The sequence below is a fragment of the Streptomyces viridochromogenes genome, assembly GCF_001270495.1.
In the GTDB taxonomy this organism is placed as follows: domain Bacteria; phylum Actinomycetota; class Actinomycetes; order Streptomycetales; family Streptomycetaceae; genus Streptomyces; species Streptomyces viridochromogenes_A.
Map to the genome: position 1 here is coordinate 1 of NZ_LGUR01000203.1, position 25,880 is coordinate 25,880.

The 25,880-nt window shown below is 73.2% G+C and carries 13 protein-coding genes; 8 read left to right on the plus strand and 5 right to left on the minus strand.

Annotation, left to right across the window (positions count from 1 at the left end):
• The 4 genes from ADK36_RS23815 to ADK36_RS23830 all read right to left on the minus strand — a co-directional run.
• The coding region (locus ADK36_RS23815) for an acyl carrier protein (protein WP_199830233.1) at positions 1-533 on the minus strand (533 nt) is incomplete at its 3' end.
• A gap of 45 nt (positions 534-578) precedes the next feature.
• On the minus strand, positions 579-14,300 hold the full coding sequence (locus tag ADK36_RS23820; protein WP_053198978.1) for a type I polyketide synthase: 13,722 nt from the start codon (positions 14,298-14,300) through the stop codon (positions 579-581).
• Positions 14,301-14,439: 139 nt separating this feature from the next.
• On the minus strand, positions 14,440-16,173 hold the full coding sequence (locus tag ADK36_RS23825) for a fatty acyl-AMP ligase (protein ID WP_053198980.1): 1,734 nt from the start codon (positions 16,171-16,173) through the stop codon (positions 14,440-14,442).
• 364 nt (positions 16,174-16,537) lie between these two features.
• Positions 16,538-16,774: a hypothetical protein gene (locus tag ADK36_RS23830; protein ID WP_048583799.1), complete on the minus strand. Its 237-nt coding sequence runs from the start codon at positions 16,772-16,774 to the stop codon at positions 16,538-16,540.
• Between the two features lie 294 nt (positions 16,775-17,068).
• Here ADK36_RS23830 and ADK36_RS23835 point away from each other — a divergent pair, with 294 nt between their 5' ends.
• From ADK36_RS23835 to ADK36_RS23860, 6 genes are read left to right on the plus strand one after another with little or no spacing between them, the layout of a single operon-like run.
• On the plus strand, positions 17,069-18,598 hold the full coding sequence (locus ADK36_RS23835; protein WP_234329856.1) for a sensor histidine kinase: 1,530 nt from the start codon (positions 17,069-17,071) through the stop codon (positions 18,596-18,598).
• Positions 18,595-19,017, plus strand: a complete 423-nt coding sequence (locus tag ADK36_RS23840; RefSeq protein WP_048583800.1) for a roadblock/LC7 domain-containing protein — start codon at positions 18,595-18,597, stop codon at positions 19,015-19,017. Before ADK36_RS23835 ends, ADK36_RS23840 begins: the two co-directional genes overlap by 4 nt.
• Positions 19,014-19,376, plus strand: a complete 363-nt coding sequence (locus ADK36_RS23845; RefSeq protein ID WP_048583801.1) for a DUF742 domain-containing protein — start codon at positions 19,014-19,016, stop codon at positions 19,374-19,376. Before ADK36_RS23840 ends, ADK36_RS23845 begins: the two co-directional genes overlap by 4 nt.
• The gene (locus tag ADK36_RS23850) at positions 19,348-20,022 is read left to right on the plus strand and encodes a GTP-binding protein (protein ID WP_048583802.1); all 675 of its coding nucleotides are present in this window, start codon (positions 19,348-19,350) and stop codon (positions 20,020-20,022) included. Before ADK36_RS23845 ends, ADK36_RS23850 begins: the two co-directional genes overlap by 29 nt.
• Positions 20,019-21,257 (plus strand): cytochrome P450, encoded by a 1,239-nt coding sequence (locus ADK36_RS23855; RefSeq protein WP_048583803.1) that lies wholly within the window; start codon positions 20,019-20,021, stop codon positions 21,255-21,257. Before ADK36_RS23850 ends, ADK36_RS23855 begins: the two co-directional genes overlap by 4 nt.
• The gene (locus ADK36_RS23860) at positions 21,254-22,498 is read left to right on the plus strand and encodes a cytochrome P450 family protein (protein ID WP_048583804.1); all 1,245 of its coding nucleotides are present in this window, start codon (positions 21,254-21,256) and stop codon (positions 22,496-22,498) included. Before ADK36_RS23855 ends, ADK36_RS23860 begins: the two co-directional genes overlap by 4 nt.
• Before the next feature lie 125 nt (positions 22,499-22,623).
• Here the strand turns inward: ADK36_RS23860 and ADK36_RS23865 are convergent, their stop codons facing one another.
• A complete protein-coding gene (locus tag ADK36_RS23865; RefSeq protein WP_048583849.1) occupies positions 22,624-24,156 on the minus strand; it encodes a helix-turn-helix domain-containing protein in 1,533 nt (510 codons plus the stop codon).
• A gap of 180 nt (positions 24,157-24,336) precedes the next feature.
• On the opposite strand from ADK36_RS23865, the gene ADK36_RS23870 reads away from it, so the two are divergent.
• Both ADK36_RS23870 and ADK36_RS23875 read left to right on the plus strand, forming a co-directional pair.
• Positions 24,337-24,957 (plus strand): L-threonylcarbamoyladenylate synthase, encoded by a 621-nt coding sequence (locus ADK36_RS23870; RefSeq protein WP_030054015.1) that lies wholly within the window; start codon positions 24,337-24,339, stop codon positions 24,955-24,957.
• A gap of 122 nt (positions 24,958-25,079) precedes the next feature.
• Positions 25,080-25,835: a dienelactone hydrolase family protein gene (locus ADK36_RS23875; protein ID WP_053198982.1), complete on the plus strand. Its 756-nt coding sequence runs from the start codon at positions 25,080-25,082 to the stop codon at positions 25,833-25,835.
• Positions 25,836-25,880 lie beyond the last annotated feature (45 nt).

A 25,880-nucleotide genomic window follows, 5' to 3' on the forward strand; every position in this document is an offset into this window, starting at 1 on the left:
GCTGAATGTGCGGGGGCGTCGGGGGTGGGGGTGACTGGAGTGATCGGCATGACGGGAGTGACCGGGGTGGGGACGACCGCTGCCGCTCCCGTGTGCTTCAGCGCGCGCCTGGCCAGACTGATCGGCCTGGCGTCGGCGAACACCTCGTCCAGGTCGATCTCCATGCCCAACTCGTCCTCCAGCACAGCGACGAGTTCCACCGCGCTCACGGAACTGCCGCCCGCGTCGAAGAAGTCGGCGTCCGCTGCGAGGTGTCCTGAGGGGAGGTGCCGGCCGGCCCTGTCGGCGATGGCGGCGGCGAGTGCGTCGACGTCACGGGGTGGGGCGGAGTCGGTGGCCGGGGCCGTCTCCCTGCCCGTGTCCGCGTCCGGAGCCGTCTCCCCGTCCGTGCCCGGGTCCGTGTCCACCGCACCCGCCGCCGCCACCTTGGCCAGCAGTTCGTCCACGCTGAGCCCGACTCCGCCCCGCTCGATCGCCTCCGCGGTCGCCCGCACGGCGGCGTGCGTCGACGTGTCCTCGTTCACCTCACGCATGAGAGCCCTTCATGATGTCGCTCGTCCTTTCGTCGCTCCGGGCGGTCACTGCTGCCGCCAGGAGCGGAACTTCCGCAGCTGCTCCGGGGTGAGAACGGTCTCCAGCCGGTCGTCGTCCTGATCGCCGCCGCCCAGTGCCGCCAGCAGACGGCGGGCCGGGGTGTTGCGCGGGGTGCGTTCCGCGGTGAGGCGGACCTTCGCGCAGTCCAGTTCCTCGGCGCGGTCGGCCAGCCATTGCAGCAGGCGTTCCTCGACGCCCCGACCGAGTGCGCGGCAGCTCATCAGCCAGGCCAGGACGTCGAGTCGGTCGCCCTCGCGGCGCAGGGCGAGGAGGCCGATCTGGCCGTAGTCGCCGAAGCGGTCGCGGGCCGTCGCGGTCCAGATCTCGCCGTGCTCCCGCCACCGGGCGACGTCTCCGCCGTCGGCCGAGCGTGCGCGGAGGGTGAACTGGTTGGTGCGGCTCACGAGTTGCTCCGCACGCCGCACATCGGCGTCGGACAGGGCGCGAACGTCGACCAGCAGGTCCAGCTGTTCCAGGAACTCCTCGAAGCCGGCCTGTTCCCGGACGGCGTCCCGTTCACGCTCCTGCTCGTAGAACCGTGCCCGGAGCCCGTCCTCGGCGGTCGCCGCCGCAGGGACCAGGGGCCACAAGCGGCCCAGGAACCGCGGTAGTTCAGCCGGCGACGGGCAGGTCACCGACAGCACCTGCGGCAGCGCGGCGCGCATCCTGGCGATCTCGGCCGGGTTGTCGTCGAGGAACAGGAAGCTGTCCAGGCCGAGGTCGAGCGTGCGGGCCGCATCAGCGAGGCGGGCCGGCTTCGGGCCCCAGGCCGCGGAGACCACGCTGAAGTGCTCGGCCTTGAGCGGGCTGTCCGGGCGGTCCAGTACGGCGCGGACGGTGTCCTCGTCGTTGTTGCTGACCAGCACCAGCAGCGCGCCCGCCGCCCGCCACTGCAGCAACCTGCGGGCGAGCAAGGCTCGCGGACCGGTCAGGTCCGCGGCGTCGGGGCCGACCTCCCCGGCGACGCCTCCCCACAGTGTCTCGTCGCCGTCGATGGCGATGACCTTCGGTGCCGGGCGCCGTACCGCCCGGACGGCCTCGGCGAGGCGGAGGGCCACGGCCGCCTGGAAGGGCGCGGTGAAGGGGAGGTGGGCCAGGCGTTCGGTGCGCTCGTCGAAGCGTTCCCCGACCGGGTGGTGACGGGTCCAGTCGTCGGGGCCGAGCACGGCGATGCCGGGCACCTCGGCCAACTCGGCGGCTGTCTCCCGCTCCCACCGGAGGAGGCGGTCCTCGCCCTGGGCGGCGGGCAGGAAGCCGACGATCAGCGGCTTGCGGGTGCGCTCGGCCACCGCGCGCAGGGCTGCCGGGTAGGCGGTGCGCAGTTCGGCCAGCAGCGCGTCGTCGACGGGACCGAAACGTTGCAGGTCCGCGGCCCGCAGCAGGACGGCGCCCGCTGTCGTGGCCGGGTCGGCGAACACCCCGGACGGGTCGCGCAGGCTCGCCAGTACGTGGTGGTACGGGGCCTCCGCCACGGTCGTCACGCCGCCGTCCCGTATCGCCTCGGCGATCGCCGTCTCGCACATCAGGGGCAGGTTGCCGAGGGCGAAGGTGGCGGCGAGGGCGAGTCTGCCGGGAGGAGTCGGCGGGGGCGGGCCCTCGGCCGTCTCGGCGAGCAGACTCAGCAGTTCCTCGCCGAGCGCGGTGACCGTCTCCGCGTCCAGGATGTCGAGGTTGTGATCGAGTCGGATCCGGCCCGCGTCCGGGGTCAGGGTGATCATCAGGTCGAGGTCGGAGTAGCCCGTCCCCGCCGGCAGCACCTCAAGGCCACTCAACCCGCCCGCGGCTCGCACGTAGTTGAAGTACACCTCCACCAGGGGCGCGTTGGCCCGGTAGAGCCCCTGCCGGGCCAGCACGGGCAGTACGTCGGAGAACATGGCCCCCTTGGTGAGCACCCGCTCCAGACGCCCGTCGGTGCGGCGCAGCACCTCCTCGATCCGCTCGCCCGCCTTCGCCTCGGCGGGGAAGGGCACCGGCACGCCGAAGAAGCCCACCGCGTCGTAGGCGTCGGCGTGGATGCGGGTGTCCACGGGCACGGCGATGACGAAGCGTTCACGCTCGCGCTTCCTGGCCAGCAGGACGGTCAGGGTGCCGAGGCAGAAGGCGGCCGGTGTCACGACCAGGCGGCTCGCGGCCGTCGAGATCCGGTCCATGAGCCCGTCGGGGATCGGCACCGTGACGCTGCCGGCCCGGTACGAGCGGGTCTCCGGTCGCGGTCGGCTCAGGGTCAGGTCGAGGCGTGCGCTGCCCTCGAACGCCTGGTGCCAGTCGCCCGTGTCGGTGCTCCCGTCGGTGTGCTCGTCCGTGCGCTGTGCCTCGATCAGGAGGTGCACGTCGCGGTTGGTGACGGTGTCGCCGAGCGCGTCCCCGGTCAGCTCCGTGTCGATCTCGGCCGCCACCAGCAGCAGCGACTGAAGATCACTGACGGCGTGGTGGGCGCCGTACACCAGGATCTGGCCGCGGTCCCCACCGTCCAGCAGCTCGAAACGCCACAGCGGCGCTGCCGCCAGGTCGAACGGCGCTGCCAACAACTCGCGCAGCCGGTCGGCGGCTTCGAAGGCGGCGTCGGCCGGCACGACCGTCCACCGGAGCGGCGGCTTGGGCAGTTCGCGGTCCACCCGCAGCCGGCGCCCGCCCTCGGCCGGGGTGACGATGGCGGTGCGCAGGGCAGCGTGCCGTGCGGTGAGGCGGGTGAGGATGCCGGTGAGCGTCTCGCGGGTGGTCGGTGTGGTGAGACGTACGGCCAGGCCGACGGCGTGGGCCGCGTCGGGCATGCCGGGCCGGGCGCTGCGCAGCAGGCGTACGACGTCGCGGGTCACGGGGTGCAGTTCGGTCGCCGGTACCTCGGCGAGGTGCCGCGGCTCGTCCGGTGTCGTGGTGTCCCGTTCGGGGAGGGCCGTGCTCAGGGCCTGGGCCAGGCCGCGGATGTCGGCGGCCGAGAAGACGGTGGCGGCGGGGAGTTCGACGCCGAGTTCGCGGGCGAAGGCGTTGCGCAGCCGCACGAGCATGAGGGAGTCGAGGCCGAGTTCCTTCAGGGCGGTGGTCGCGGAGACCTGGACCGCCCCGCCGGAGACCTCGCCGACCCGGGCGCGGACGTACGCCTCCAGTCGTACGGCCCGCTCGGTGTCGGTCGACGCCGCGAACACCTTGTCGACGAGGTCGTCGGTGCCGGGCGTACCGGTGGGGGCGGTGACCAGGTCGGCCAGGATCGGGCGGCTGCGGGCCGCGTCGGCGTCGAGGGCCAGCAGTTCCCAGTCCAGGGCCATGGGGGCGAGCTGGCGGCGGGCGGTGCCCAGTACGCGTTCGAGGAGCTCGCCGCCGTCCTGCGCGGAGAAGGCGACCAGTCCCGAGCGGCCCGTCTCGGCCTCGCGGACGCCGGACTCCGCCACCATGCCCACGCCCGACCAGGCGCCCCAGTCCAGGCTCAGGGCGCGACGGTCCGCGTGGGCGAGGTGATGGGCCCAGGCGTCGAGGAAGGCGTTCGCCGCCGAGTACGGGCTCTGCCCGGCCGAGCCGAGCAGTCCGGCCGCCGAGGCGAACAGTACGAAGTCCTGTGCTTCCGGGGTCAGTTCGGTGAGGAGTGCCGTCCCGAGGACCTTGGGCGCGAGGACGCGCAGCACCCGCTCGTCGGTCAGGTTGCCGATCGTGGCGTCGTCCAGGACGCCGGCCGCGTGGACGACCCCGGTGATCGGGCCGAGCGCGCGGCGTACGGCGTCCAGGGCGGCGGTCAGGCCGGTCCGGTCGGCGACGTCCGCGTGCGCCAGGTGCACGGTGACGCCCCGCTCTTCGAGCCCGTGGATCCAGCCCATGGCGTTCGCGGTGGGTGCGCTCCGGCTCATCAGGGCCAGCCGACGGGCGCCCCGGCGGACCAGCCGCTCGGCGACGACGCGGCCCAGGCCACCCAGGCCGCCCGTGATCAGGTACACCCCGTCCGGGGTGGTGGCGCCGTGCCCGGCGTCGTCCGGGCGGGTGCGGGTCAGCCGGGGTACCAGTCGTCCGGTGCCGCGGAGCGCGACAAGCCGTTCGTCGTCGGCGTGCCGTAGCTGGGTCCACAGAGCGTCGGCGCCGTCCGTTGCCGGGAGGTCGACGAGGGTGGTCCTCAGCTCGGGGTGCTCCTGCGCCACCGCGAGGCCGAAGCCCCAGGCGAGCGCCTGCTGGGGCTGTGTCACCTGCGTGCTGTCACCGGCGGCTTGGCTGCCTCGTACGACGACGAAGAGGCGGGGCGCCGGTCCCTGGGCCCGCCCGGCGATCGTGCGCACCAGGTGCAGGGTGCTCAGGCAGCACAGCCGGGCCGCCTCCTCGGCCGTACCGGCGTCCTCGATGGCGGGAGCGTCGAGTGCGGACAGCTGCACGACTCGCTCGGGTGGTTCGTTCGCGAAGGCCTCGTCGAGGAGACGGGCCAGGTGTTGTGGATCGGACGGGTCGAGGACGTAGTGGCCGGGGCCTTCGGCGGTGAACTCGTCTCCTCTGCGGGCGACGACATGGGGCACCGAGGTGCCGAGTCGCTCGACGAGTTCGGCGGCGATCCCCGACTCGTCGGCCAGGATCAGCCAACTTCCCGGTGCGGGCGGCTCGTCGGCGGTCGGGCGGGACTGCCAGCGCGTCTCGAACAGGGCTCCGTCCAGCGGAGACAGCGCGGCCAGCGCGAACTCCTCAGCCTCCAGGATCAGTTGGTCCTCCTCGTCGTACAGCCGAAGGTCCACGGTCGCGGTGTCGCCGGACAGGGACCGCAGCTCGCACGTCACCCACACGGGGGTGGTGCGCACTCCGGTGTGGCGCAGTCGTCCCACCCCGGCGGGCACGAAGGCGCGACCCTGCGGCGCGTCGCCGGGCAGGGCGGCCGTGTGGAAGGCGGCGTCCAGGACGGCCGGGTGGAGCAGATGACCGGCGGCGGGCTTGTCGGCGAGCCGGGCGAGAGCGCTGGAGTGGGTGCGGTGGCCCGACTCCAGGCCCCGGAAGGCGGGCCCGTAGTCGATGCCGAGGGCGGCGAGACCGGCGTAGACGGCCGGCAGGTCGGCCTGCTCGGTGCACCGCTCTCGCAGCGCGGCCGGCGGCTCACCCGGGTCGGCGGCGGGTTCGGCGGGCGCGACGGCGATGCGTCCGTCGACGTGACCTTCCCAGCTCGCGCTCCGCGCGCCGCCAGGCGCCGAGGCGATGGTGAAGTGCCGGAAGCCGTCCGCGGCGGGGCGCAGGACCAGCTGCAGCCGTGTCGGCCGGGACTCGTCTAGGCGCAGTGGCCGAAGGAACCTGACGTCGGTGAGCCGTACGTCGTCGCCGCGTTCCCGCACGGCGGACGCGGCCTCCAGCGCCATGTCGAGGAAGGCGGCACCGGGCAGCCACACCTCGCCGGTGACACGGTGGTCGGTCAGATAGGCGAAGCGGCTGTCACGCAGGTCCACCTCGCCCTGGAAGATGTGCCGACCGGCCTCGTCGCTGGCCTCGACGTGGGTGCCCAGGAGCGGCGAGGCGCCGGTCGCGGTGGCCGGGGCGGGTGCGAGCCAGTGGCGTTCGCGGGCGAAGGCGTAGGTCGGAAGGCCGACGCGGCGGCCGACCGGGAACAGTGCCGGCCAGTCGGGCGTGTGGCCGGCCGTGTACAGCTCCCCCAGCCTGCGCAGCAGGTCGTCCCGCCCGCCCCGCTGGCGGCCGAGGGAGCCGACGCTCACCGCGTCGGTCCCGGCCTGTGCCGCCACCGCCTCGACGGACGAGCCGAGCGAGGGGTGCGGGCTGAGCTCGACGAAGTAGCGGTAGCCGTCGTCCAGCATGCGTCTGATCGTGTCCGCGAAGCGGACGGGCTCGCTGAGGTTGGCGTACCAGTAGGCGGGGTCCAGACGCTCGCCGGGCACGGGTTGCGCCAGCACCGTCGAGTACAGCGGAGTCGTGGGGTGCGCGGTGGGTCGGATGCCGCGGACGCGGTCGAGCAGTTCGTCGCGCAGCGGGGCCATCAGCGGGGTGTGCGAGGCGAACGGGGTCGACAGCGGCCGGGCCTCGACGCCCTGCTCGTCGAGGCTGCGGCGCAGCTCGGCCAGCGCGTCGCCGTCGCCGGAGACGGCCGTGGAATGCGGGCTGTTGACGGCGGCGACGAACAGCCGGCCGGTAAAGGGGACGAGCAGTTCCTCGACCCGCGGGCGCGGCAGGTCCAGGGACAGCATGCCGCCCTTGCCCGCGACCGGCACGACCGTCCGGGCGCGCCCGGTCACCACGGCCACGGCGTCGTCCAGGGTGAGCGCGCCCGCGCTGTACGCGGCGGCGATCTCACCCAGGCTGTGCCCGGTCACACCGTCCGGGGTGACGCCGAGCGAGCGCCAGGCGGCGGTCAGTGCCGCGTTCACCGCGAACAGCGTCGGCTGGAGAAACTCGGTCCGCTCCAGCGGGGAGAACTCCTCCGGCGCCCGCAGCGCGTTGAGCACGGACCAGCCGACGTGCCGCTGTACGGCCTCGTCGATCCGTGTCAGCTCCTCGCGGAACGCCTCCGACTCCGCCAGCAGGTCGAGGCCCATGCCGGGCCACTGACCTCCGTGCCCGGAGTAGACGAAGGCGACCTTGCCCGTCTGTTCCTCCCGCAGTGGTGGCAGCGGGATCCGTCCCGCCGCGAACTCGCCCAGCACGGAACGCAGTTCGTCCCGGCCCTCGGCCACGACCGCCGCACGCCGCTCGAAGTGACTGCGATGGCGTGCCAGGGTGTGGGCGATGTCCGGCAGTGCGGCGGAGGCGTCGGCAAGGTGGCGCGCCAGCGCGCCGGCCTGCCCGCGCAGGCCCGCCTCGCCGCGGCCGGACAGGACGAACAGGTGCTTCCCGGAGGGAAGTTCAGCGGCCTCGGACGCGACGTCGGAGTCGTTGTCGGACTCGACCGCGGATCCGGCCCGGGGCTGGACATCGGATCCGGCCTCCTCCACGATCACATGCGCGTTCGTGCCGCTGATCCCGAAGGCGCTCACGCCCGCCCGCCGGACCCGCTCCCGCGTCGCGGGCCAGGCGGTCTCCTCCCGCAGCAGACGCAGCCCGCTGTCCGCCCAGTCGACGTGACGGCTGGGCGTGTCGGCGTGCAGGGTGCGCGGCAGACTCTCGTTGTGCAGCGACTGCACGACCTTGATCAGGCCGAGCACGCCCGAAGCCGCCTGCGCGTGCCCCACGTTGGACTTCAGCGAGCCCAGGTACAGCGGGCGCCCCTCGGGGCGTGAGTCGCCGAAGACCTCCGCGAGGGCGTTCGCCTCGATCGGGTCGCCCAGCGTCGTGCCCGTGCCGTGCGCCTCGACGTGGTCGATGTCGGCGGGCCGGAGTCCGGACTGTTCCAGCGCTCGCCGGATCACCCGTTCCTGCGCGGGTCCGTTCGGCGCGGACAGGCCCTGGCTGCGGCCGTCCTGGTTCACGGCGGTGCCGCGCAGCACGGCCAGGACCCGGTCACCGTCGCGCCGGGCCTCGCTCAGGCGTTTCAGTACGACCATGCCGGCGCCCTCGGCCCAGATGGCACCGTCGGCGCCGTCGGAGAAGGAGCGGCAGCGGCCCGTCGGCGACAGGCCGCGCAGCCGGCTGAACTCGACGAAGGTCTGCGGCGTGACCATCAGGGTGACTCCGCCGGCGAGCGCCAGATCGCATTCGCCCGCGCGCAGCGCCTGCGCCGCCAGGTGCACCGCCACCAGCGAGGACGAGCAGGCGGTGTCCACGGTCAGCGCGGGGCCGTTCAGCCCGAGCGTGTACGCGAGCCGTCCCGAGGCCACGCTCAGCGCGGAACCCGTACCGACGTAGCCGTCCAGTTGGTCGAGCCGGGTGCCGGAGAGGTAGTCGCTGCCGAACATCCCGACGTACACGCCGGTGGTGCTGCCCGCCAGGTCGGCGGGCACGATCCCGGCACGCTCCAGCGACTCCCAGGCCGTCTCCAGCAGCAGTCGCTGCTGCGGGTCCATGGCCGCCGCCTCCTTCGGGGTGATGCCGAAGAAGCCGGCGTCGAAGGACTCGATGTCGTCGAGGAAACCGCCCTCGCGGGCGTACGACTTGCCGAGCGCGTCGGGGTCGGGGTCGTAGAGCGACTCCACGTCCCACCGTCCCGCCGGGAACGGTCCGACCGCGTCCCGCCCCTCCGCGACCAGGTGCCACAGCCCCTCCGGGTCGCTCACGCCGCCGGGCAGGCGGCAGGCCATGGCCACGAGGGCCACCGGCTCGTCCGACGAGGGCGTGGACACGGACTCGGACGCGACTTCACGGCTCGTGCGGCGTGTTGTCGCCAGGGCGCCGGTCAGCAGGTACTCGGCGAGGCGGGTGGGTGTGGGGTGGTCGAAGAGGAGGGTGGCGGGGAGTTTGGTGCCGATGCGCGTGCCGATGCGGTTGCGCAGGTCGACCGCGGTCACCGAGTCCATGCCGAGGTCGCGGAGCGGCTGGTCGGGGCGGACGGATTCCGCCGAGCGCAGGCCGAGCGCGTGGGCGGCCTCCTCGCGGACCAGCGCGAGGACGCGTGCGGCGCGTTCGGGCTCCGGCAGCCGGGCCAGGCGGTCGGCCGGCGTGCGGCTGCCCGCCTGAGCGGGGTGGGGCGCGGGGAGCAGGGAGCGCCACAGCGCCCCGGTCGGCGCGGCCGCCCTGAGCCGAGGCAGGTCCAGTGCCCAGGCGACCAGGTGCGGGGCCTCGCGGCGCAGGGCGAGTCCGGTCAGCTCGCGGCCCTGGTCGGGGGTGAGGGCACGGTGGCCGAGGCGAGCCATCCGCTCCAGGTCGGCATGGTCTGCGGCGAGCCCCTCGCCCGCCCACGCGCCGAAGGAGACGGAGACACCGGGCAGGCCCAAAGCCTGTCGGTGATGGGCGAGTTGGTCGAGGAAGACGTTGGCGGCCGCGTAGTTGGCCTGGCCCGCGTTGCCGACGACTCCTGCCGCCGAGGAGACCAGGAGGAAGAGGTCGAGCGGCCGGTCCGCGGTGAGCCGGTGCAGGTGGGCCGCGCCGTCGACCTTCGGGCGCAGCACCTGTGCGAGGCGGTCGGCGGTCAGCTCGGCGACCACGCCGTCGGCGAGGACCCCGGCACAGTGGACGATGCCCCGCAGGGGTGACTCGTCCCCGATCCGGGCCAGGAGTTCTGCCACGGCGGCAGCGTCCGCGACGTCGCACGGGGCGATCTCCACCTCGGCGCCGAGTGCGGCCAGTTCGGCGACGACGTCCGTCGCACCGGGGTCGCCGGTTCCCCGCCGAGACGTCAGCAGCAGGCGCGGTACGCCGTTCTCGGCGAGCAGGCGAGCGATGCCGCGACCTACCGCGCCGAGACCTCCGGTGATGAGCACGGTGCCGTCGGTGGGGATCGGGGAGGGCCGGCCGGACGGGGCGGGACGGGCCCGTACGAGACGCGGTGCGAGCAACTCTCCAGCACGCAGGACGAGTTCCGGCTCGTCGGCGTGTGCTGCGGCACAGAGCAGCGGCGGTTGGCCGCCGTCGAGGTCGAGCAGGGTCAGCCCGAGATCGGGGTGTTCGGTACGAGCGCCGCGGGCCAGACCCCACAGCACCGACTGGGCGACGTCGGGAACCCTGTCCCCGTCGGTCGCCGCGATCGCTCCCCGTGTCACCCAGATGGTGCGCGTGGGCGCCCGGTCCGGCGGGAGAGCGATCAGAGCCTGGAGTTCGGCCACGGCGGTGGCCGCCAACTGGTGTGCCGCTTCGGCCGGTTCGGTGTCGGGCGCGGTGCGCGGCCAGACGCGTACGACGGTGTCGGCGCCCTCGTCGGTGACCTGGACGCCCGCCGCGCGCAGGTCGCGCAGGGCCGTCATGACGGCCGGGTCCGACCCGTCGCCCCGGACGGCCCACGCTGTGTCGGGCACCTCGGCCGGCTTGTCCGGTGCGGCCGTCCACGCCACCTCGTACAGGTGCCGGCCGTTCTCCGAGCCGCTGTGCAGATCGGCCGGGTTCACGGCCCGCAGGCGTACGCCCTCCAGCCGGCCTGCCGGGAAGCCGTCCGCGTCCCACAGGGTGACGTCCAGGGTGAGGTCCGGTGCGCGGTCCGGTGCGGGGTCCGTGCCGGAGCCGCCTGTCCGGCGTACGGACGCGGTCAGGTCCGTCGCGCCGCCGGGCGGCAGGACGCAGCGGGCCATCGCCACGGGCAACATGACCCGCCGGTCGGAGCTGTCGAGGGCGGCGGCCACGTGGAGAGCGGCGTCGAGGAGCGCCGGGTGCACCGGGTACGGGTCGGCTCCGTCGCGGGCGACGGGCGGGAGCGTGAGGCGCGCCAGCAGGGTCCCGTCGCCGGTCGCGGCGGCCTGTCGTACGCCCTGGAAGGCCGGGCCGTAGCCGAGGCCGAGCTCGGTCAGTCGCTCGTAGGTGTCCTCGGGCCAGGCCGGTTCGGCCGTCTCGGGCCACGTCGGTGGTTCGCCGCCCGGCGCGGCAGCCGGCTCGGCCGCGGACGCGGTGGCGTGCAGGGTCCAGTCCGTGGGCTCCTGGCCGCGAGGACGGCTGTGGACCGTGATCTCCGGCACGGCCCCGGCGGTGACCACTTCCACGGACACCTCGACCGTGCCGGTGCCGGGCAGGGTGAGGGGTGCGAGGAGAAGCAGGTCGCAGACGTCGGCGGGGGTGTCCGGGCGGACCACGGCGAGGGCGGCGCGGCAGAGTTCGAGCAGGGTGGTGCCCGAGACCACGGTCCGCCCGAAGACGGTGTGGTCGGGCAGCCAGTCAGCGGTGGCCGGGGACCACTCGTCGCGGAAGGTCCAGCGGGTCCGGTCCGCCGACTGGAGCTGGACGCCGAGCAACGGGTGCGCGGCGCGGTCGAAGAGGCCGGGCCCGGTGGCGGAGGCGGCGGGTTCGATCCAGTGGCGCTGTGCGTCCCAGGCGTACGTCGGCAGGTCCGCCGGGGTGGTGCACGGGACCGGGCGGCGCCAGTCGATCCGCCGTCCGTGGACGTGGAGTTCGGCGGTGGCGCGGTCCAGGCAGGCGGGGCCGTCCTCGTCGCGGCGGAGTGATCCGACCGCCACCAGGCGTTCGTCGATGGTGTGCAGGGCGGTGAGGAGCGAGGGGTGCGGGCTGAGTTCGACGAAGTAGCAGTAGCCGTCGGCGGCCATGCGCTCGACGGTGGATGCGAAGCGGACGGGTTCGCGGAGGTTGGTGTACCAGTAGTCGGCTGCGAGTTCCTCGGTGACCGGCTCGGCCGTGACCGTGGAGTACCAGGCGACGGACGTGGGGCAGGTGGTGACTCCGTCGAGTTCGTCGAGGATCGTGGTGCGGACCGGCTCGACCCGGTCGCTGTGGGAGGCGTAGTCCACGTCGAGGCGGCGGACGAAGATCTGCTGCCGGTCGAGGTCGGTGAGCAGGGCGTCCACGGCGTCCGCGGCCCCTGCGATGACCGTGGAGCGTCCGCTGTTGACGGCGGCGACGCCGATCTCGCCCCCGTGGTCGGCGAGTCGGGCCTCGACATCGGTGTGCGGCAGGGCTACGACGGCCATCGTGCCGGTGCCGGACAGTTCGGTCAGGGCCTGGCTGCGCAGGGCGACCACCGCCGCGGCGTCGTTGAGGCTGAGCGCTCCGGCGACGCAGGCGGCGGCGACCTCGCCCTGGCTGTGTCCGACGACCGCGTCCGGCCGTACGCCGCGAGCGCGCCACACGGCGGCCAGCGACACCATCACGGCGAACAGGACCGGCTGGACCACGTCGACCCGGTCCAGGGCCGGGGCGCCGTCGTCCCCGCGCAGAACGGATGGCACCGACCAGCCGGTGAAGGGGCGCAGGGCTGCGTCGCAGCGGTCGAGTTCGTCGGCGAACACCGGGTCGCGGTCGAGCAGATCGCGCGCCATGCCGGCCCACTGGGCCCCCTGCCCGGGGAACACGAACGCCAACCTGCCGACGGTGACGGCGTGTTGGGGGCCCGTGATCAGCTCGGGGTCGGGGCGGTCGTCGGCGAGGGCCCCCAAGGCGGCGAGCAGTTCGTCGCGGTCGCCCGCCCGGACGACGGCTCGGTGCTCGAAGTGGGTGCGGTGGTGGGCCAGGGTCGCGGCGACGGCGGGGAGCGGCAACTCCGGCTGTTGATCGAGGGTTTCCAGCAGCCGGCCGGCCTGTGCCCGCAGGGCGGGGAGGGTCCTGGCGGAGAGCGGGAAGAGTGCTGTCCCGGGGAGGTCCGCGGCCGGCTCCCCCGGTTCCTGGGGCGCTTCCTCCAGCACCACATGGGCGTTCGTGCCGCTGATGCCGAAGGCGCTCACGCCGGCGCGCCGCACCCGCTCGGGGTTCCGGGGCCAGGTCCGGGGCTCGCCGATCAGACGCAGACCGCTGCGCGCCCAGTCGATGTGCCCGGTCGGGGTCCCGGTGTGCGGGGACGCCGGTATGAGTTCGTGGCCGAGGGCCAACACGGTCTTGATGACCCCGGCGATGCCCGCGGCGGCCTGGGTGTGCCCGATGTTGGACTTGAGGGAGCCGACGCCGAGGGGGCGGTCGGCCGGACGGTCGGGGCCGAAGACCGCGGCCAGGGCGCCGCCCTCGATGGGGTCGCCCAGCGGGGTGCCGGTGCCGTGCGCCTCGATGTGGTCCAGGTCGTGCGGCTGAAGGCCGGCCACTTCGAGCGCGGCCCGCAACACCCGTTCCTGGGCGGGGCCGTTGGGGGCGCTGAGGCCCTGACTGCGGCCGTCCTGGTTGATCGCCGACCCCTTGACGACCGCGAGGATCCGGTCGCCGTCGCGGCGCGCGTCCGCGAGCCGCTTGAGCAGTACGACGCCACAGCCCTCGGCCCACACCACACCGTCCGCGTCGGCCGAGAACGGGCTGCACCGCCCGGACGGCGACAGCCCGCGCAGCCTGCTGAACTCGACGTGCCCCCGCGGGGTCACCAGCAGCGTCGCACCGCCCGCCAGCGCGAGGTCGCACTCGCCGCCCGCCAGGGCCCGCGCCGCCAGATGCAGGGCGACCAGGGAGGACGAGCAGGCGGTGTCGACGGTGACCGCCGGCCCCTGGAGGCCGAGCGTGTAGGCGATTCGACCGGACGCCACGCTGGACGCGGAGCCGGTGCCGACATGCCCGTCGAGCTGTTCCAGGGCGGCCGAGGCCAGATAGCCGCTGTCGTACAGACCGACGTAGACGCCCGTGGAGCTGCCGTTCAGCGTGTCCGGGACGATTCCGGCGCGTTCGATCGCCTCCCAGCTGGTCTGCAGGAGCAGCCGCTGCTGGGGGTCCATCGCGGCGGCCTCGCGCGGCGAGATCCCGAAGAAGCCGGCGTCGAAGCGGTCGATGCCGGTGAGGTAGCCGCCGCGCAGGGAGTACGCCTTGCCGGTGGCGTCCGGGTCCGGGTCGTGCAGTCCCCGGGTGTCCCAACGACCCGCCGGGACCTCGGTGATGGCGTCCTCACCGGCGGCCAGGAGCCGCCAGAGCGCCTCGTGGTTGTCGGCGCCGCCGGGGAGACGACAGGCCATGGAGATGATCGCGATGTCGTCGTCGGCGCGCGTGGGCGTACCGTCCGAGGGCGGAACGGCCTCCGGCGTGGTCCGCGTGGGTGTCTCGTCGGACACCGCCCGTGCGAGGGCCGCGATGGTGGGGTGGTTGAAGATCAGTGACGGGTCCAGGGGCCGGCCGGCCGAGGCGGACAGGTCGGCGGCCAGTGTCACCAACTGCCTTGATCCCAGCCCGAATTCGGCGAGGGGCCGGTCCGGGTCGACGGCCAGCGGGTCGAGCCCGGCCGCCTCCGCGACGGCCGACTCCAGCCAGGCCCGCACGCCTTCCGGAGTGGTGAGCGACGGCTCGCAGAACTGCTTCGGGGACTCGTGCGCAGGCATCTAGACAGGTGTCCTCGTGGATTCGGGCAGCGGCGGTGGCCGTACGGCGGGGCGGGCAGGGCTCGCTCGGGTGGTACGGCCGACAGGGCCTACGCGGCGTACGGCGGTTACGTCGGTGTACGACGATCGGTGGGCTGTGTCAGCTCAGGGCGGGCGCGGCGATCGCGGCGAGGGTGCCGTCCAGGTAGGCCGCCCGGGTGGCGTGGCGCTGGATCTTGCCGCTGGACGTCTTGGGGATGGTGCCCGGCTCGACCAGGACGACGTCGGGGACCGACAGGCCGTGGTCCTCGCCGATCCGGCTGCGGATGACGTCGATGATCTTCTCCGCCTCGGGAGCCGCGTCGGAGGCGATCTCGGCGACGATGACGGCCTGTTCGCCGCCCGCTCCCCCGGCTCCGCCCTCGATGGAGAAGGCGGCGGTGCAGCCGGGGCGCAGGGCCGGGTGGGCCATTTCGGCGGTCAGTTCCAGGTCCTGCGGGTAGTGGTTGCGTCCGTCGATGACGATGAGGTCCTTGAGGCGGCCGGTGACGAAGAGTTCGCCGTCGCGCAGGAATCCGAGGTCGCCGGTGCGCAGGAAGCGGCCCTCGTGGCCGGTCAGGGTGGCGCGGAAGGTCTCGCGGGTGGCGAGGGCGTTGCGCCAGTAGCCCTTGGCGACGCTCGCGCCGCGCACCCAGATCTCGCCGACCTCGCCCTCGGGCAGTTCCTCGTGCCGCTGGGGGTCGGCGATGACGACGGTGACCTGGTGACCGGGGCGGCCGCAGCTGACGGCCGCGGCGTCGGTCTGGCCGGCGTGCGGGCCGGTTTCGGAGGGCTGGAGGAGGGTGGGCGGGGTGTGGGCCGTGCTGCCGGTGACCATCAGGGTGGACTCGGCCAGGCCGTAGCAGGGGTGGTGCGCCTCGTCGCGGAAGCCGGCCGGGGCGAAGGTCTCGGTGAAGCGCCGGAGGGTGGCGGCCCGGACCGGTTCCGCGCCGTTGACGGCGACCTTCCAGCTGCTGAGGTCGAGGCCGTCGAGCAGCGCGGGGCCGGCGTGCTTGAGGCAGAGTTCGTACGCGAAGTTGGGGCCGCCGCTGGTGTGCGGGCGATAGCGGCTGATCGCGGTCAGCCAGCGCTGGGGCCGTTGCAGGAAGTGCAGCGGCGAGAAGAGCGTGGCGGTGACACCGAGGTAGACCGTGTTGAGGACGGGACCTATGAGGCCCATGTCGTGGTAGACGGGCAGCCAGCTGACGAACATCTCATGGCCGTACTCCTCGATGGTGTCCGGCGTGTGGCCCATGGAATCGGTGAGGATCCGCTCGTTGTCGAGCAGGTTTTTGTGGGTGACCATCACGCCGCGCGGTGCGGCGGTGGAGCCGGAGGTGTACTGGAGGAAGGCGACCGAGTCGGCGGTGAGGTCGGGCTCGCGCCAGGCGGCGGCCGCCTCGTCGGGTATGTCCTCGGTGGCGACGCAGGTGATGTCGGCGAGTTCGGGCAGGTGCTCCACCATGCCGGACAGGGCCGTGACGGCCTCGCGGCCGCCCAGGATCACCTTGGCGTCGGCGTCGGCGATGAGCCGCCGCATCCGGGTCAGGGCACGGTGGTTCCGCGTGCGGCCCTGCGGCGGGACGCCCGGCACGGCGACGACACCGGCCGCGAGGCAGCCCAGGTAGCCGCTGACGAACTCAAGGCCGGGCGGGTACAGCAGCATGGCCCGGGCGCCGGTCAGGCCGCGCTCCTGGAGCCGGGCGGCGATGGCACGGGAGCGGTCGGCGAGGCGGCCGTAGGAGATCTCCTGGATCTCGCCGTCGCAGTCGCCGGTGACCAGGTAGCGATAGGCGGTTCGGTCGGGGTGGTGGGCGGCGTGCTGGGTCAGCAGATCGACCAGGGATCGAACCATGTCGCGAGTCTCACCTGTCTGGATCGGTGGGCGAGGAACTGGAGTTCGAGGGGCGCGCACTGGACGCGCGCAGACACCTCGGTCGGCCCGGCCCCCTTGCCGGACCTGCCGTCTCTACGACCCGCCGAGGAGCGGCGACAGTGATCCGCTCACCCCTCGCGTCCCCCGTTCGGCATTGCTACCGGCGAGTAGCACCATAGCAACTCCGTTCGGTCCGACGGGCCGAACGGAGGTAAACCCTACGTGTCACAAGGCGGTTCGCGCAGTGAAGTATGCCGCACCCGGTCCGCCACCGGCCCTGAACAGGCCAAAGCCCGGACGCCGTGAACTTCCCGGCGTCCGGGCCGTGCGGGCGGCCGCTCGGTCAGCCGCCGTTGAGTCGCCTGCGCAGCAGCGTCTTGCCCAGTTCGGCGCCCTTGCGGCTGTCCGCCTGCGCCTTGCGGAACAGATCGGCCACCTCGGTGTCCTTGCCGCGCTCCGCGTCCTCGATGTAGCCCTCCAGCCGCAGCGCGTTGCTCAGGCACGCCTCCACATACCAGATCAGGTTGTAGTCCTTGTCCTGCGTACCGGTCACGCCACCGGTCTCGGTGCCACTGGTCATTTCGGGCCTCCTCCGGCGTTGTCGTTCCTGGCCTCGCCGAGTACCCGCCGTCCGACCCGGCACACACCGCACCACCGGGGACAGACATGCACCCCAACGTCCCTATCTTGTATGGCAATTCAGACTGTCTGCACAGAAGTAAGCAGAGCCCGGACAGTTTCGAAATGAAGTATCGATCGACCGTGCGAGATCGGTCGATGACGGTGTGTACTGTGCTCCGAGCGCCTCGCCCCACGGCCGTGGAACCAGCCCTGACCACCCGCCCGCGAACCGACCTTCTGGGAAACCGACTCGATGATCGAACTACCGGACCTGGCGACCGGCGGTCTCGCCGTCGGCATGCTGTCCGCACTCGCCCTGGGTGGCGGACTGCTGCGCGCACAGCGACAACAGGCCAAGCAGCGGGCCGAGATCGACGCGCTGCGACGTCGGCTCAAGGGCGTGCTCCCGACGTTCACCGCCGAGGTGGAGCACCTGGCGCACCAGCGCGTTCCCGCCGCCGCCCGGCAGCTGACGCATCCCCACGTCGCCGTGCCGGGGCCGCTGCATCCGCAGACCGCGGGATCCGCGCTGGGCCACGCGTTGGAGCAGGTGCTGGGCAAAGTGCGCACCGAACTGGACACGCAGCGCACACGGATCGACGCGGCAGCGCAGGCCGGCATGCGGGGAGCGACACGCGAGATCCAGGCGGCCCTGTACCGGCTTCAGGACGCCTTACGCCAGCTTCAACAGAAGTACGACGACCCGGAGTTGGCGCAGACGCTGTTCCAACTGGACCACGAGAACGAGCAGTCGCTGCGGCGGGCGCAGGTCGCCGCCGTGGTGTGCGGGGCCTGGGTCGGGCTCGCCCGCGAGGAGTCGCACCTGGTGGAGGCGGTGACCGGCGGCCAGGCCCGGCTCGCGGGCTATCACCGCGTCCGGGTCCACAACCACCTGGCTGCGGGCACCGGGCTGGTGTCCCACGCCGTGGAACCGGTCGCGATCATCGTCGCCGAACTCCTCGACAACGCCCTGCGGCACTCAGCGCCGGACACGGACGTCGTGGTCAACCTGGAGCACGTCCATCACGGCGCCTGTGTCACCGTCGACGACGCGGGCCTGGGCATGACCCAGGACGAACGCGCCCGCGCGCAGCGGTTGGTGGCGGGTTCCGAGCCGATCCTGCTCACCGACCTGGGCGATCCGCCGCGCATGGGGCTGGCCGCGATCGGGCAGCTGACCCGGCAGTTCGACCTGAGCGTGGATCTGTCGTCGCCGTCGCCCTACGGCGGGGTCCGGGCGGTGCTGCGCGTCGACAGCCATCTGCTCAGCGACATCGACCCGGCCGAGCGACCGCCCGCGGCGAGCGCGCCGCGCTCCACCCGCACGGCCACCCGGGCCGAGGCGTCCACCGGCTCCGGAGCCGAGCCGTCCACCGCCTCGCACGGGTACGGGGCCGACCGGGACGACGACGCCTCCGGTGCCGACGCCGACGCCGTGTCCGGGCATCACGCTCCACGCGACGCCGGTGGTCTGCCGCAGCGCCGGCGCCGTGCCCGGGTGGCCGCCGCGGCGAGGGACGTGCCCGCGGCGCGGCCCGCGACACGCCACCCGGACCGGGCCGCCGCCGCACTGGGCGCGCTCCAGGCCGGTACCGCCGCGGCCCGGACCACGGCCGGTGAGCCCACCAAGGACGACTCCACCGCCGTACCGGAAGCCGGGCAGGCGGCGCGGCGGCGGCCCGAAGCCGCGCCGGACGACACCGGTGAGACCGACAAGACCGATAAGACCGATCGGAACGATCACACCCACCAGGACGTCAACGAAGGGGGAACGGCTCGATGACCAGCCGCGATGCGGGAGACACGGCGTGGGTGCTCGAACCGGTCCTGCAGGTGCCGCATGTGGTGGCCGCCGTACTGCTGACGCGGGACGGGCTGGTGACCGGGTACACGGACGCGCTCACCCGGGCCTCGGCCGAGCGGGTGGCCGCGATCACCAGCACCGTGCAGGGGGCGTGCCGTACGGCGGCTGCCGCGTTCGCCGACCGGGACGGGGCCGAGGTGCGGCAGGTCGTCATCGAGTCGGACCACGGCTATGTGCTGATCGTGCCGACGGACCACGGCACCTGCGTGGCCGCTTACGGGGACGAGGAGGTGCGTCTGGACCTGCTCGCGCACCGGGTGCACTCGCAGGTGGCGAGACTGGGCGAGAAGGCGATGGCCGCCGCGCCCCGGGACGCCGACGGCGGCGCACCGGTATGACGGGCCGCCCTGGCGGCCGTCCCCTGGTTCCCGCGTATCTGTCGACCGGCGGCGTGGCCCGGCCCAGCCGGCCCCAGCTGGAGCGGCTGTCGGTGCTCACCGGCACCGGCACCCCGCCGCCCGCCGGTCTGCCCGCCGCCCAGCTCGCCCTGCTGGACGCCCTGGACGACGGTTCCCTGACGGTGGTGGAGGCCGCGGCGCTGCTGCGGCTGCCGGTGTCGGCGGTGCGCGTCCTGGCCGGCGAACTCGTCGACCGGGAGCTGGTGCTGGCCCGTGCGCCGATCCCGCCCGCCGGACGCTTCGACCCCGACCTGCTGGAGAGAGTGGCCGATGGCCTTCGCGCCCTCAAGCACACCTAGCCCCGCACCGCCTGCGGCGGACGCCCACGCGAGCGCGACCGGCGCCGCCCGAGGCGCGAGCGAGGGCGTCCACCTGCCCGACACCGCCCGTGACCTGGTCAAGATCCTGGTCGCCGGTCCCTTCGGCGTGGGCAAGACGACTCTGATCGACTCCGTCTCCGAGATCCGGCCGCTGCACACCGAGGAGCCGCTCAGCGAGGCGTCCGCGCAGGTGGACGATCTCGCCGGGGTGCGGGACAAGTCGACGACCACCGTCGCCGTCGACTTCGGCCGGATCAGCCTGTCCGGCGGGGTCGTGCTGTATCTGTTCGGCACGCCCGGCCAGGAGCGGTTCCGGGCGCTGTGGGACGACATCGCGTACGGCGCGCTGGGCGCCCTGGTGCTGGTCGACAGCCGTCGGATCGACGCGTCCTTCGACGTGCTGGGGCTGGTGGAGGAGTCGGGGCTGCCGTACGCCGTCGCCTTCAACGCCTTTCCGGACGCGCCACGGCACCACACCGAGCAGGAACTGCGCGGCGCCCTGGACCTGGAGGCGGGGACGCCGATGGTGACGTGCGACGCGCGGGACTCCGACTCGTCCGTCGACGCGCTGCTCGCGCTGGTCCAGCACCTGATCGACCGCAACGCTCCGGAGGACGCCCGGTGACCACCCACTCCCCCGACCTGCATGCCTTCACCCGCTCGGCACCCGTGCGGCTGTGGGAGGACGGCTTCGCCCTGGATCCGTACCGCTACTACGACGCGCTGCGCGCCCAGGGCCCGGTCGGCTGGGCGGAGTTGGCGCCGGGCGTGCCCGCGTACGTCGTCACCGACCGGCGGGCGGCGCTGGACCTGCTGCACGACACGGAGACGTTCTCGCACGACCCGCGGCCGTGGGAGGCCACGGTCGCCGACGACTCGCCGATCCTGGGCATGATGCGCTGGCGGCCCAACACACTGTTCGCCGACGGCGCGGCCCATGTCCGGTACCGCACCTCGCTGATCGACACCTTCGACCTGATCGAGCCGCACGACCTGCGGGCGCGGGTGCACCGGGCGGTGCGGGTGCTGGTAGGCCGGTTCGGGCCGAAGGGCGAGGCCGATCTGGTGGGCGAGTTCGCGCGGCCGCTGATGGCGCTGGTGTTCAACAACCTCTTCGGGCTGCCGGACAGCCAGAGCGACCGGCTCGACGGAGCGCTGGGCAAGATGATGGAGGGCGGTGCCGAAGCGGCCGAGGGCGAGGCGGAGTTCGGCGGTTACGTGCTGGAGCTGATCGCGGCCAAGGCCGAGCGCCGGGGTGACGATCTGCCGAGCCGGCTCCTCGACCACCCCGCCGGGCTCACCCCCGAGGAGGTCACCTGGCAGGTGTTCCTCACCCTGGGCGCCGGGCACGAACCGACGGCCAACCTGGTGTCGAACGCGCTGTCCCGCATCCTCGGCAACCCGCTGTACTACTCCACCCTCACCAGCGGGGCGCGCCCCGTGACGGACGCCGTGGTGGAGGTGCTCCACCACGAGACACCACTGGCCAACTACGGCATCCACTACGCCCGGGGCCCGGTGTCCTTCCACGGGACCTGGATCAGGGCTGCGGTGCCGGTGGTCGTCTCCTACGGGGCGCTCGCGCACTTCGCCGAGCGGGAAGCCACCAGCGGCCGCCATCCCAAGGACGCCTCGCATCTGTCCTGGTCGGCGGGCCCGCACGCCTGCCCGGTCCGGCAGCACACGCTGCTCATCGCCACTGAGGCGATCGAGCGGCTCACGCAGTGGCTTCCCGATCTGGAGCCGGTCCTGCCCCGCGAGCGCCTGTCCTGGCGGCCCGGCCCCTTCCACCGCTCCCTGACCGCCCTGCCCGTCCGGTTCAGCCCTCGCTCCCCCGACCAGCCAGGAGTTGCCTCGTGACCGTGACCGACCGCATCGACCGCTTCGCCATCGACCCGTTCGGCGCCGACATCGCCGCCGAGAGCGCCCGGCTGCGCGCCCTCGGCCCGATCGTGCCCGTGGAGTTGCCCGGCGGCATCCCCGCGTGGGCGCCCACGGGTTACGACACGCTCAAGGGACTCATCCTCGATCCTCGGGTGAGCAAGGATCCCCGGCTGCACTGGCGCCTGTGGCCGGAGATCGGCGAACACCCCTCCTGGGGCTGGATCCTGGGCTGGGTCGGCGTGGTCAACATGCTCTCGACGTACGGCGCGGACCACGCGCGGCTGCGCAAACTGGTCGCGCCGAGCTTCACCCAGCGCCGCACGGAGAAGATGCGTGCGCGCGTGCAGGCCATCACCGCGGAGCTGCTCGACGCCCTCGACGACGGCGGGTCGGTGGGCGAGCCGGTGGTGGATCTGAGGGCCGGGCTCGCCCACCCGCTGCCGATGCGGATGATCTGCGAACTGTTCGGTGTGCCCGAGGAGTTGCGGGAGGACACCGGGGCACTCATCGCCGCGATCATGGACACCTCCGACCCGAGTCCGGAGCACACCGCGTTCGTGCAGCGGCAGATCGGTACGGTGCTGGGGGCCCTGATCGCCCACCGCAGCGAGCACCCCGGGGACGATCTGACGACCGAGCTGATCCGGGTGCGCGACGAGGACGGCGACCGGCTCAGCGACGAGGAACTCGTCTACACCCTGCTGCTGGTGATCGGCGCCGGTTTCGAGACGACCGTCAATCTCATCGGCAACGCGGTCGTCGCGCTGCTGACCCACCCCGAGCAGCTGGCCGCCGTACGCTCCGGCGAGATCGGGTGGGACGCGGTGGTCGACGAGACACTGCGGGTGCATCCGTCGATCGCGTCGCTCCCCCTGCGGTTCGCCGTCACCGACATCGAGGTCGGGGACGTGACCGTGCCGGCCGGGGACGCCATCATCACGACGTTCGCCGCCGCGGGGCTGGATCCCGCACACTACGGGCCGGACGCGGACAGCTTCGACGCGTCACGCGGAGCGGACGACCATCTGGCGTTCGGGATCGGGGTGCACCGCTGCATCGGCGCCCCGCTGGCCCGCGTCGAGGCCCTGACTGCGCTGCCCGCCCTCTTCGACCGCTTCCCCGGCCTGCGGCTGGACGTCGATGAGAAGGAGCTGCGTCAGGTGCCGTCGTTCATCGCGTTCGGCTGGCAGGAGATCCCGGTGCGGTTGCGGGCCTGAACGGCTGCGCGCGCGGGGACGCGACCGGTCCCCCGTTCCGGTCGTGCCCCCGCGGGAAGTCGAACTTACGTCTATGGCGGTGGCCTTGGGTATCGCGTCGGTGCCCGCTGCGCCGCCGCCGGGACTCACCTGTGCACAAGTGAGTCCGGAAGGCCCGATTTCGTCGTCGGCAGGGCGGGCTCGTCCAGATCGCCGACCGCGAGATGGGCCAGCACGATCTCGTACAGGTCGCTGCCGCCGGCGAGGAGCTGGCGTTCGAGGACGGGTTCCGCGCTGCGGACGTGCTCCCGGACGGTCTGGGCGTGGACACCGAGGGTCTGCGCGGCGCGTTCGGCGTTGCCGCCCTCCGCGATCCAGGTACGCAGGCTGCGGCGCAGGTCCCGGGTGTCCTTGTCCAGGCCGGCGAGGACGTCGTGCGCCCAGGTGAGCATGGCGGGCCCGGACAGCAGATCGCGCAGCGAGGCATGGCCGGCCTCCGGCGTACCGGTGTCGGCCGGGGCGTCCGCGAGGCTCACCTGGGTGTTGAGCGCCAGGTGGACGACGGCACGGGCCGTCAGGTCGGAGAAGTCCGTGCGCAGCAGTGTTTCCACGCGTTCCATCCGGGCGCGGACGGTGTTGCGGCTGACGCCGAGGACCTTGGCCGCGCTCACGGCGGTGAACTCCAGGCCCAGCCGGGTGGTGGCCAGCAGTTCGGCGCGGGTGTGGTGCGCCAGCGTGTCGAGCGGGCGCAGCAGACGGGCCGCCCAGCCGCGCAGGGGCGCCGGGTCGATCAGGCGTTCGGGGTGGGTGCGTTCGGCGTAGACCGCGGCCTTGTCCGGACGGAAGTGCGCGACGGCCAGTGCGCTCACGGCCTGCCCGTAGGCGGCGGCGGTGCGGGCCAGGCTCTGCCGGGCGCTGCCACCGATGAACGTGCGGGGGCGCGGGCCGATCAGCGACCGCAGGTCCCGGGCCGCGCCGTCGTCGGGCGTCACGACGATCACATGCTCGTCGACCGCCGGGCAGAGCACGACCAGTGCCCGCTCGCCCGTCACGTCCAGGCATTCCACGACGAGCCGGTCGCGCTCGTCGGCGGGGCACTCGACGACGTGGACGCAGGCCGTGTCCGTGTCGAGCAGGCCGGGCCACAGTCCCGCGGCCACCCGGCGGGCGGAGACGGTGTCCTCCACCATCAGCAACTGGAGGATCGCCAGGCGCAGATCGGACGTCGCCCGCGCGAGCCGGCGGCCGGCGGCGATCGTCTCCCCCGCCTTCAGCAGGAGCTCGATGACCTGGACGGTGTGCGTGACCATGTCGGAGACGCGCCGGTCGAAGGGCGCCTCGCGCGACACCGCGAGCACACCCGCCGACGCGGGGTTCGGATACGCCACCCTGACCAGCCGCAGATGACGGCCCTGCCCCTCCCAGGCGGCGGAGGCGATACGGCCGGCGGCGACGGCCGCGACGAGGTTGTCGTCCAGGTGGGGCCGCGCGCCGGCGAGGAGCGTGCCGGTGTCGTCCTGAAGCGAGGCCGTGCCCTGCACGGCGTTCGCGAGCCAGGCGACGACCCGGCCGACGTCCCGCCCGTTCGGCCGCAGGTGGTCCAGCAACTCCTGCGCCCACACCGAGGCGTCGGCGCCGCCCACCCCCGCCTGACGGATCCCGTCCTCTCTGCCAGCCACGTCGGCCTTCACCTCGTCCTGCACTTCACTCACGACATACCGCTCGGGACGTTACCTCACCCCTGCGCGGCGGCAACCCGTGCTCGTATCGGGGACGGGTTTCCCGGGATCCCGGCGCGCAATCCGCCGGCCTGCCCGGGCCTGCGCGTCCGCCAGGCTTCGAGGGCATAGGCTCGGCGGATGGCGAAGTACTTCGACGTGCACCCCGACAACCCTCAGCCGCGCACCATCTCCCAGGTCGCCGACAGCGTCCGGTCCGGTGCGCTCATCGCGTATCCGACGGACTCCTGCTATGCGCTGGGCTGCCGGCTGGGCAGCCGTGACGGCATCGACCGGATCCGGACCATTCGCCGCCTGGACGACCGGCATCACTTCACCCTCGTCTGCCAGGACTTCGCGCAGCTCGGCCAGTTCGTGCTGGTCGACAAGGACGTGTTCCGCGCGATCAAGGCATCGACGCCCGGCAGTTACACCTTCATCCTGCCCGCCACGAAGGAGGTGCCGCGCATGCTCCAGCATCCGAAGAAGAAGACGGTCGGCGTGCGCATCCCCGCCCACGTCGTCACCCAGGCGCTGCTCGCCGAGCTCGGGGAGCCGCTGCTGTCCAGCACGCTGCTGCTGCCCGACGAGGACGAGCCGATGACGCAGGGCTGGGAGATCAAGGACCGGCTCGATCATGTGCTGGACGCGGTGGTCGACTCCGGGGACTGCGGCACCGAGCCGACGACGGTGATCGACTTCTCGGGCGGCGAGGCCGAGATCGTACGCAAGGGGGCGGGCGACACGTCCCGGTTCGAGTAAAGCGGGCCCCAAGCGGGAGGGGCTGCCGCGGGCCGTTGGATGGTGCGTGAAACCATGTGCGCGGCCCGGCTCCACCGGGTCGGCGACCCGTTCGCCGTGAACTGCGCAGAGAGGCAGCCCTCATGACCTCCGTCCAGGGAACCGACGTCGACATCCCCACCGAGGACGGCACCGCCGACGCCTATCTGACCCATCCCGCCGACGGCGAGCCCCGTCCGGCGGTCCTGCTCTACATGGACGCCTTCGGTCTGCGGCCGCAGCTGCGGACGATGGCGGACCGGCTCGCCGAGGCCGGTTACACGGTGCTGGTGCCCAACGTGTTCTACCGCCACGGGCGCGCTCCGGTGTTCGACCTGCCCGAGTTCATCGACACCGGGGCCCGGCCGGAGATCTTCGAGAGCATCGTGCCGGTCATGCAGGCGCTGACGCCCGAGGCGTCGATGCGGGACGCCGATGCCTATCTGCGCTGGCTGGCCGACTGCCCCGTGGCGGCCGGCGGTCCGGTGGCATTGACCGGTTACTGCATGGGTGCCCGGCTGTCCCTGCTGACCGCCGGCACATATCCGGAGCGGGTCGCGGCAGCGGCCGGCTTCCACGGCGGCCGGCTCGCCACGGACTCGCCGGACAGCCCGCACCTGGTGGCCGAACACATCACCGCCGAGCTGTACTTCGGCCACGCCGACCAGGACCCGTCGCTGCCCGTCGAGCAGATCGAACGCCTGGAGACCGCGCTCACCGAGGCGGGGGTACGGCACCACTGCGAGGTCTACCCGGGTGCGGGGCACGGGTTCACGCAGGCCGACAGCGCGTCCTACCACCGTGAGGGGGACGAGCGGCACTGGGCCGCGCTGCTCGATCTGCTGAAGCGGACCTTCTGAGCCGCGTTGCTCGAATGGCGTTCCCCAAACCGGATTTGACGCCGC

Bases quoted from the DNA above. Each gene is read 5' to 3' on its own strand.
- ADK36_RS23820 (WP_053198978.1), bottom strand. From the start codon at position 14,300: ATGCCTGCGCACGAGTCCCCGAAGCAGTTCTGCGAGCCGTCGCTCACC.
- ADK36_RS23825 (WP_053198980.1), bottom strand. From the start codon at position 16,173: ATGGTTCGATCCCTGGTCGATCTGCTGACCCAGCACGCCGCCCACCAC.
- ADK36_RS23830 (WP_048583799.1), bottom strand. From the start codon at position 16,774: ATGACCAGTGGCACCGAGACCGGTGGCGTGACCGGTACGCAGGACAAG.
- ADK36_RS23835 (WP_234329856.1), top strand. From the start codon at position 17,069: ATGATCGAACTACCGGACCTGGCGACCGGCGGTCTCGCCGTCGGCATG.
- ADK36_RS23840 (WP_048583800.1), top strand. From the start codon at position 18,595: ATGACCAGCCGCGATGCGGGAGACACGGCGTGGGTGCTCGAACCGGTC.
- ADK36_RS23845 (WP_048583801.1), top strand. From the start codon at position 19,014: ATGACGGGCCGCCCTGGCGGCCGTCCCCTGGTTCCCGCGTATCTGTCG.
- ADK36_RS23850 (WP_048583802.1), top strand. From the start codon at position 19,348: ATGGCCTTCGCGCCCTCAAGCACACCTAGCCCCGCACCGCCTGCGGCG.
- ADK36_RS23870 (WP_030054015.1), top strand. From the start codon at position 24,337: ATGGCGAAGTACTTCGACGTGCACCCCGACAACCCTCAGCCGCGCACC.
- ADK36_RS23875 (WP_053198982.1), top strand. From the start codon at position 25,080: ATGACCTCCGTCCAGGGAACCGACGTCGACATCCCCACCGAGGACGGC.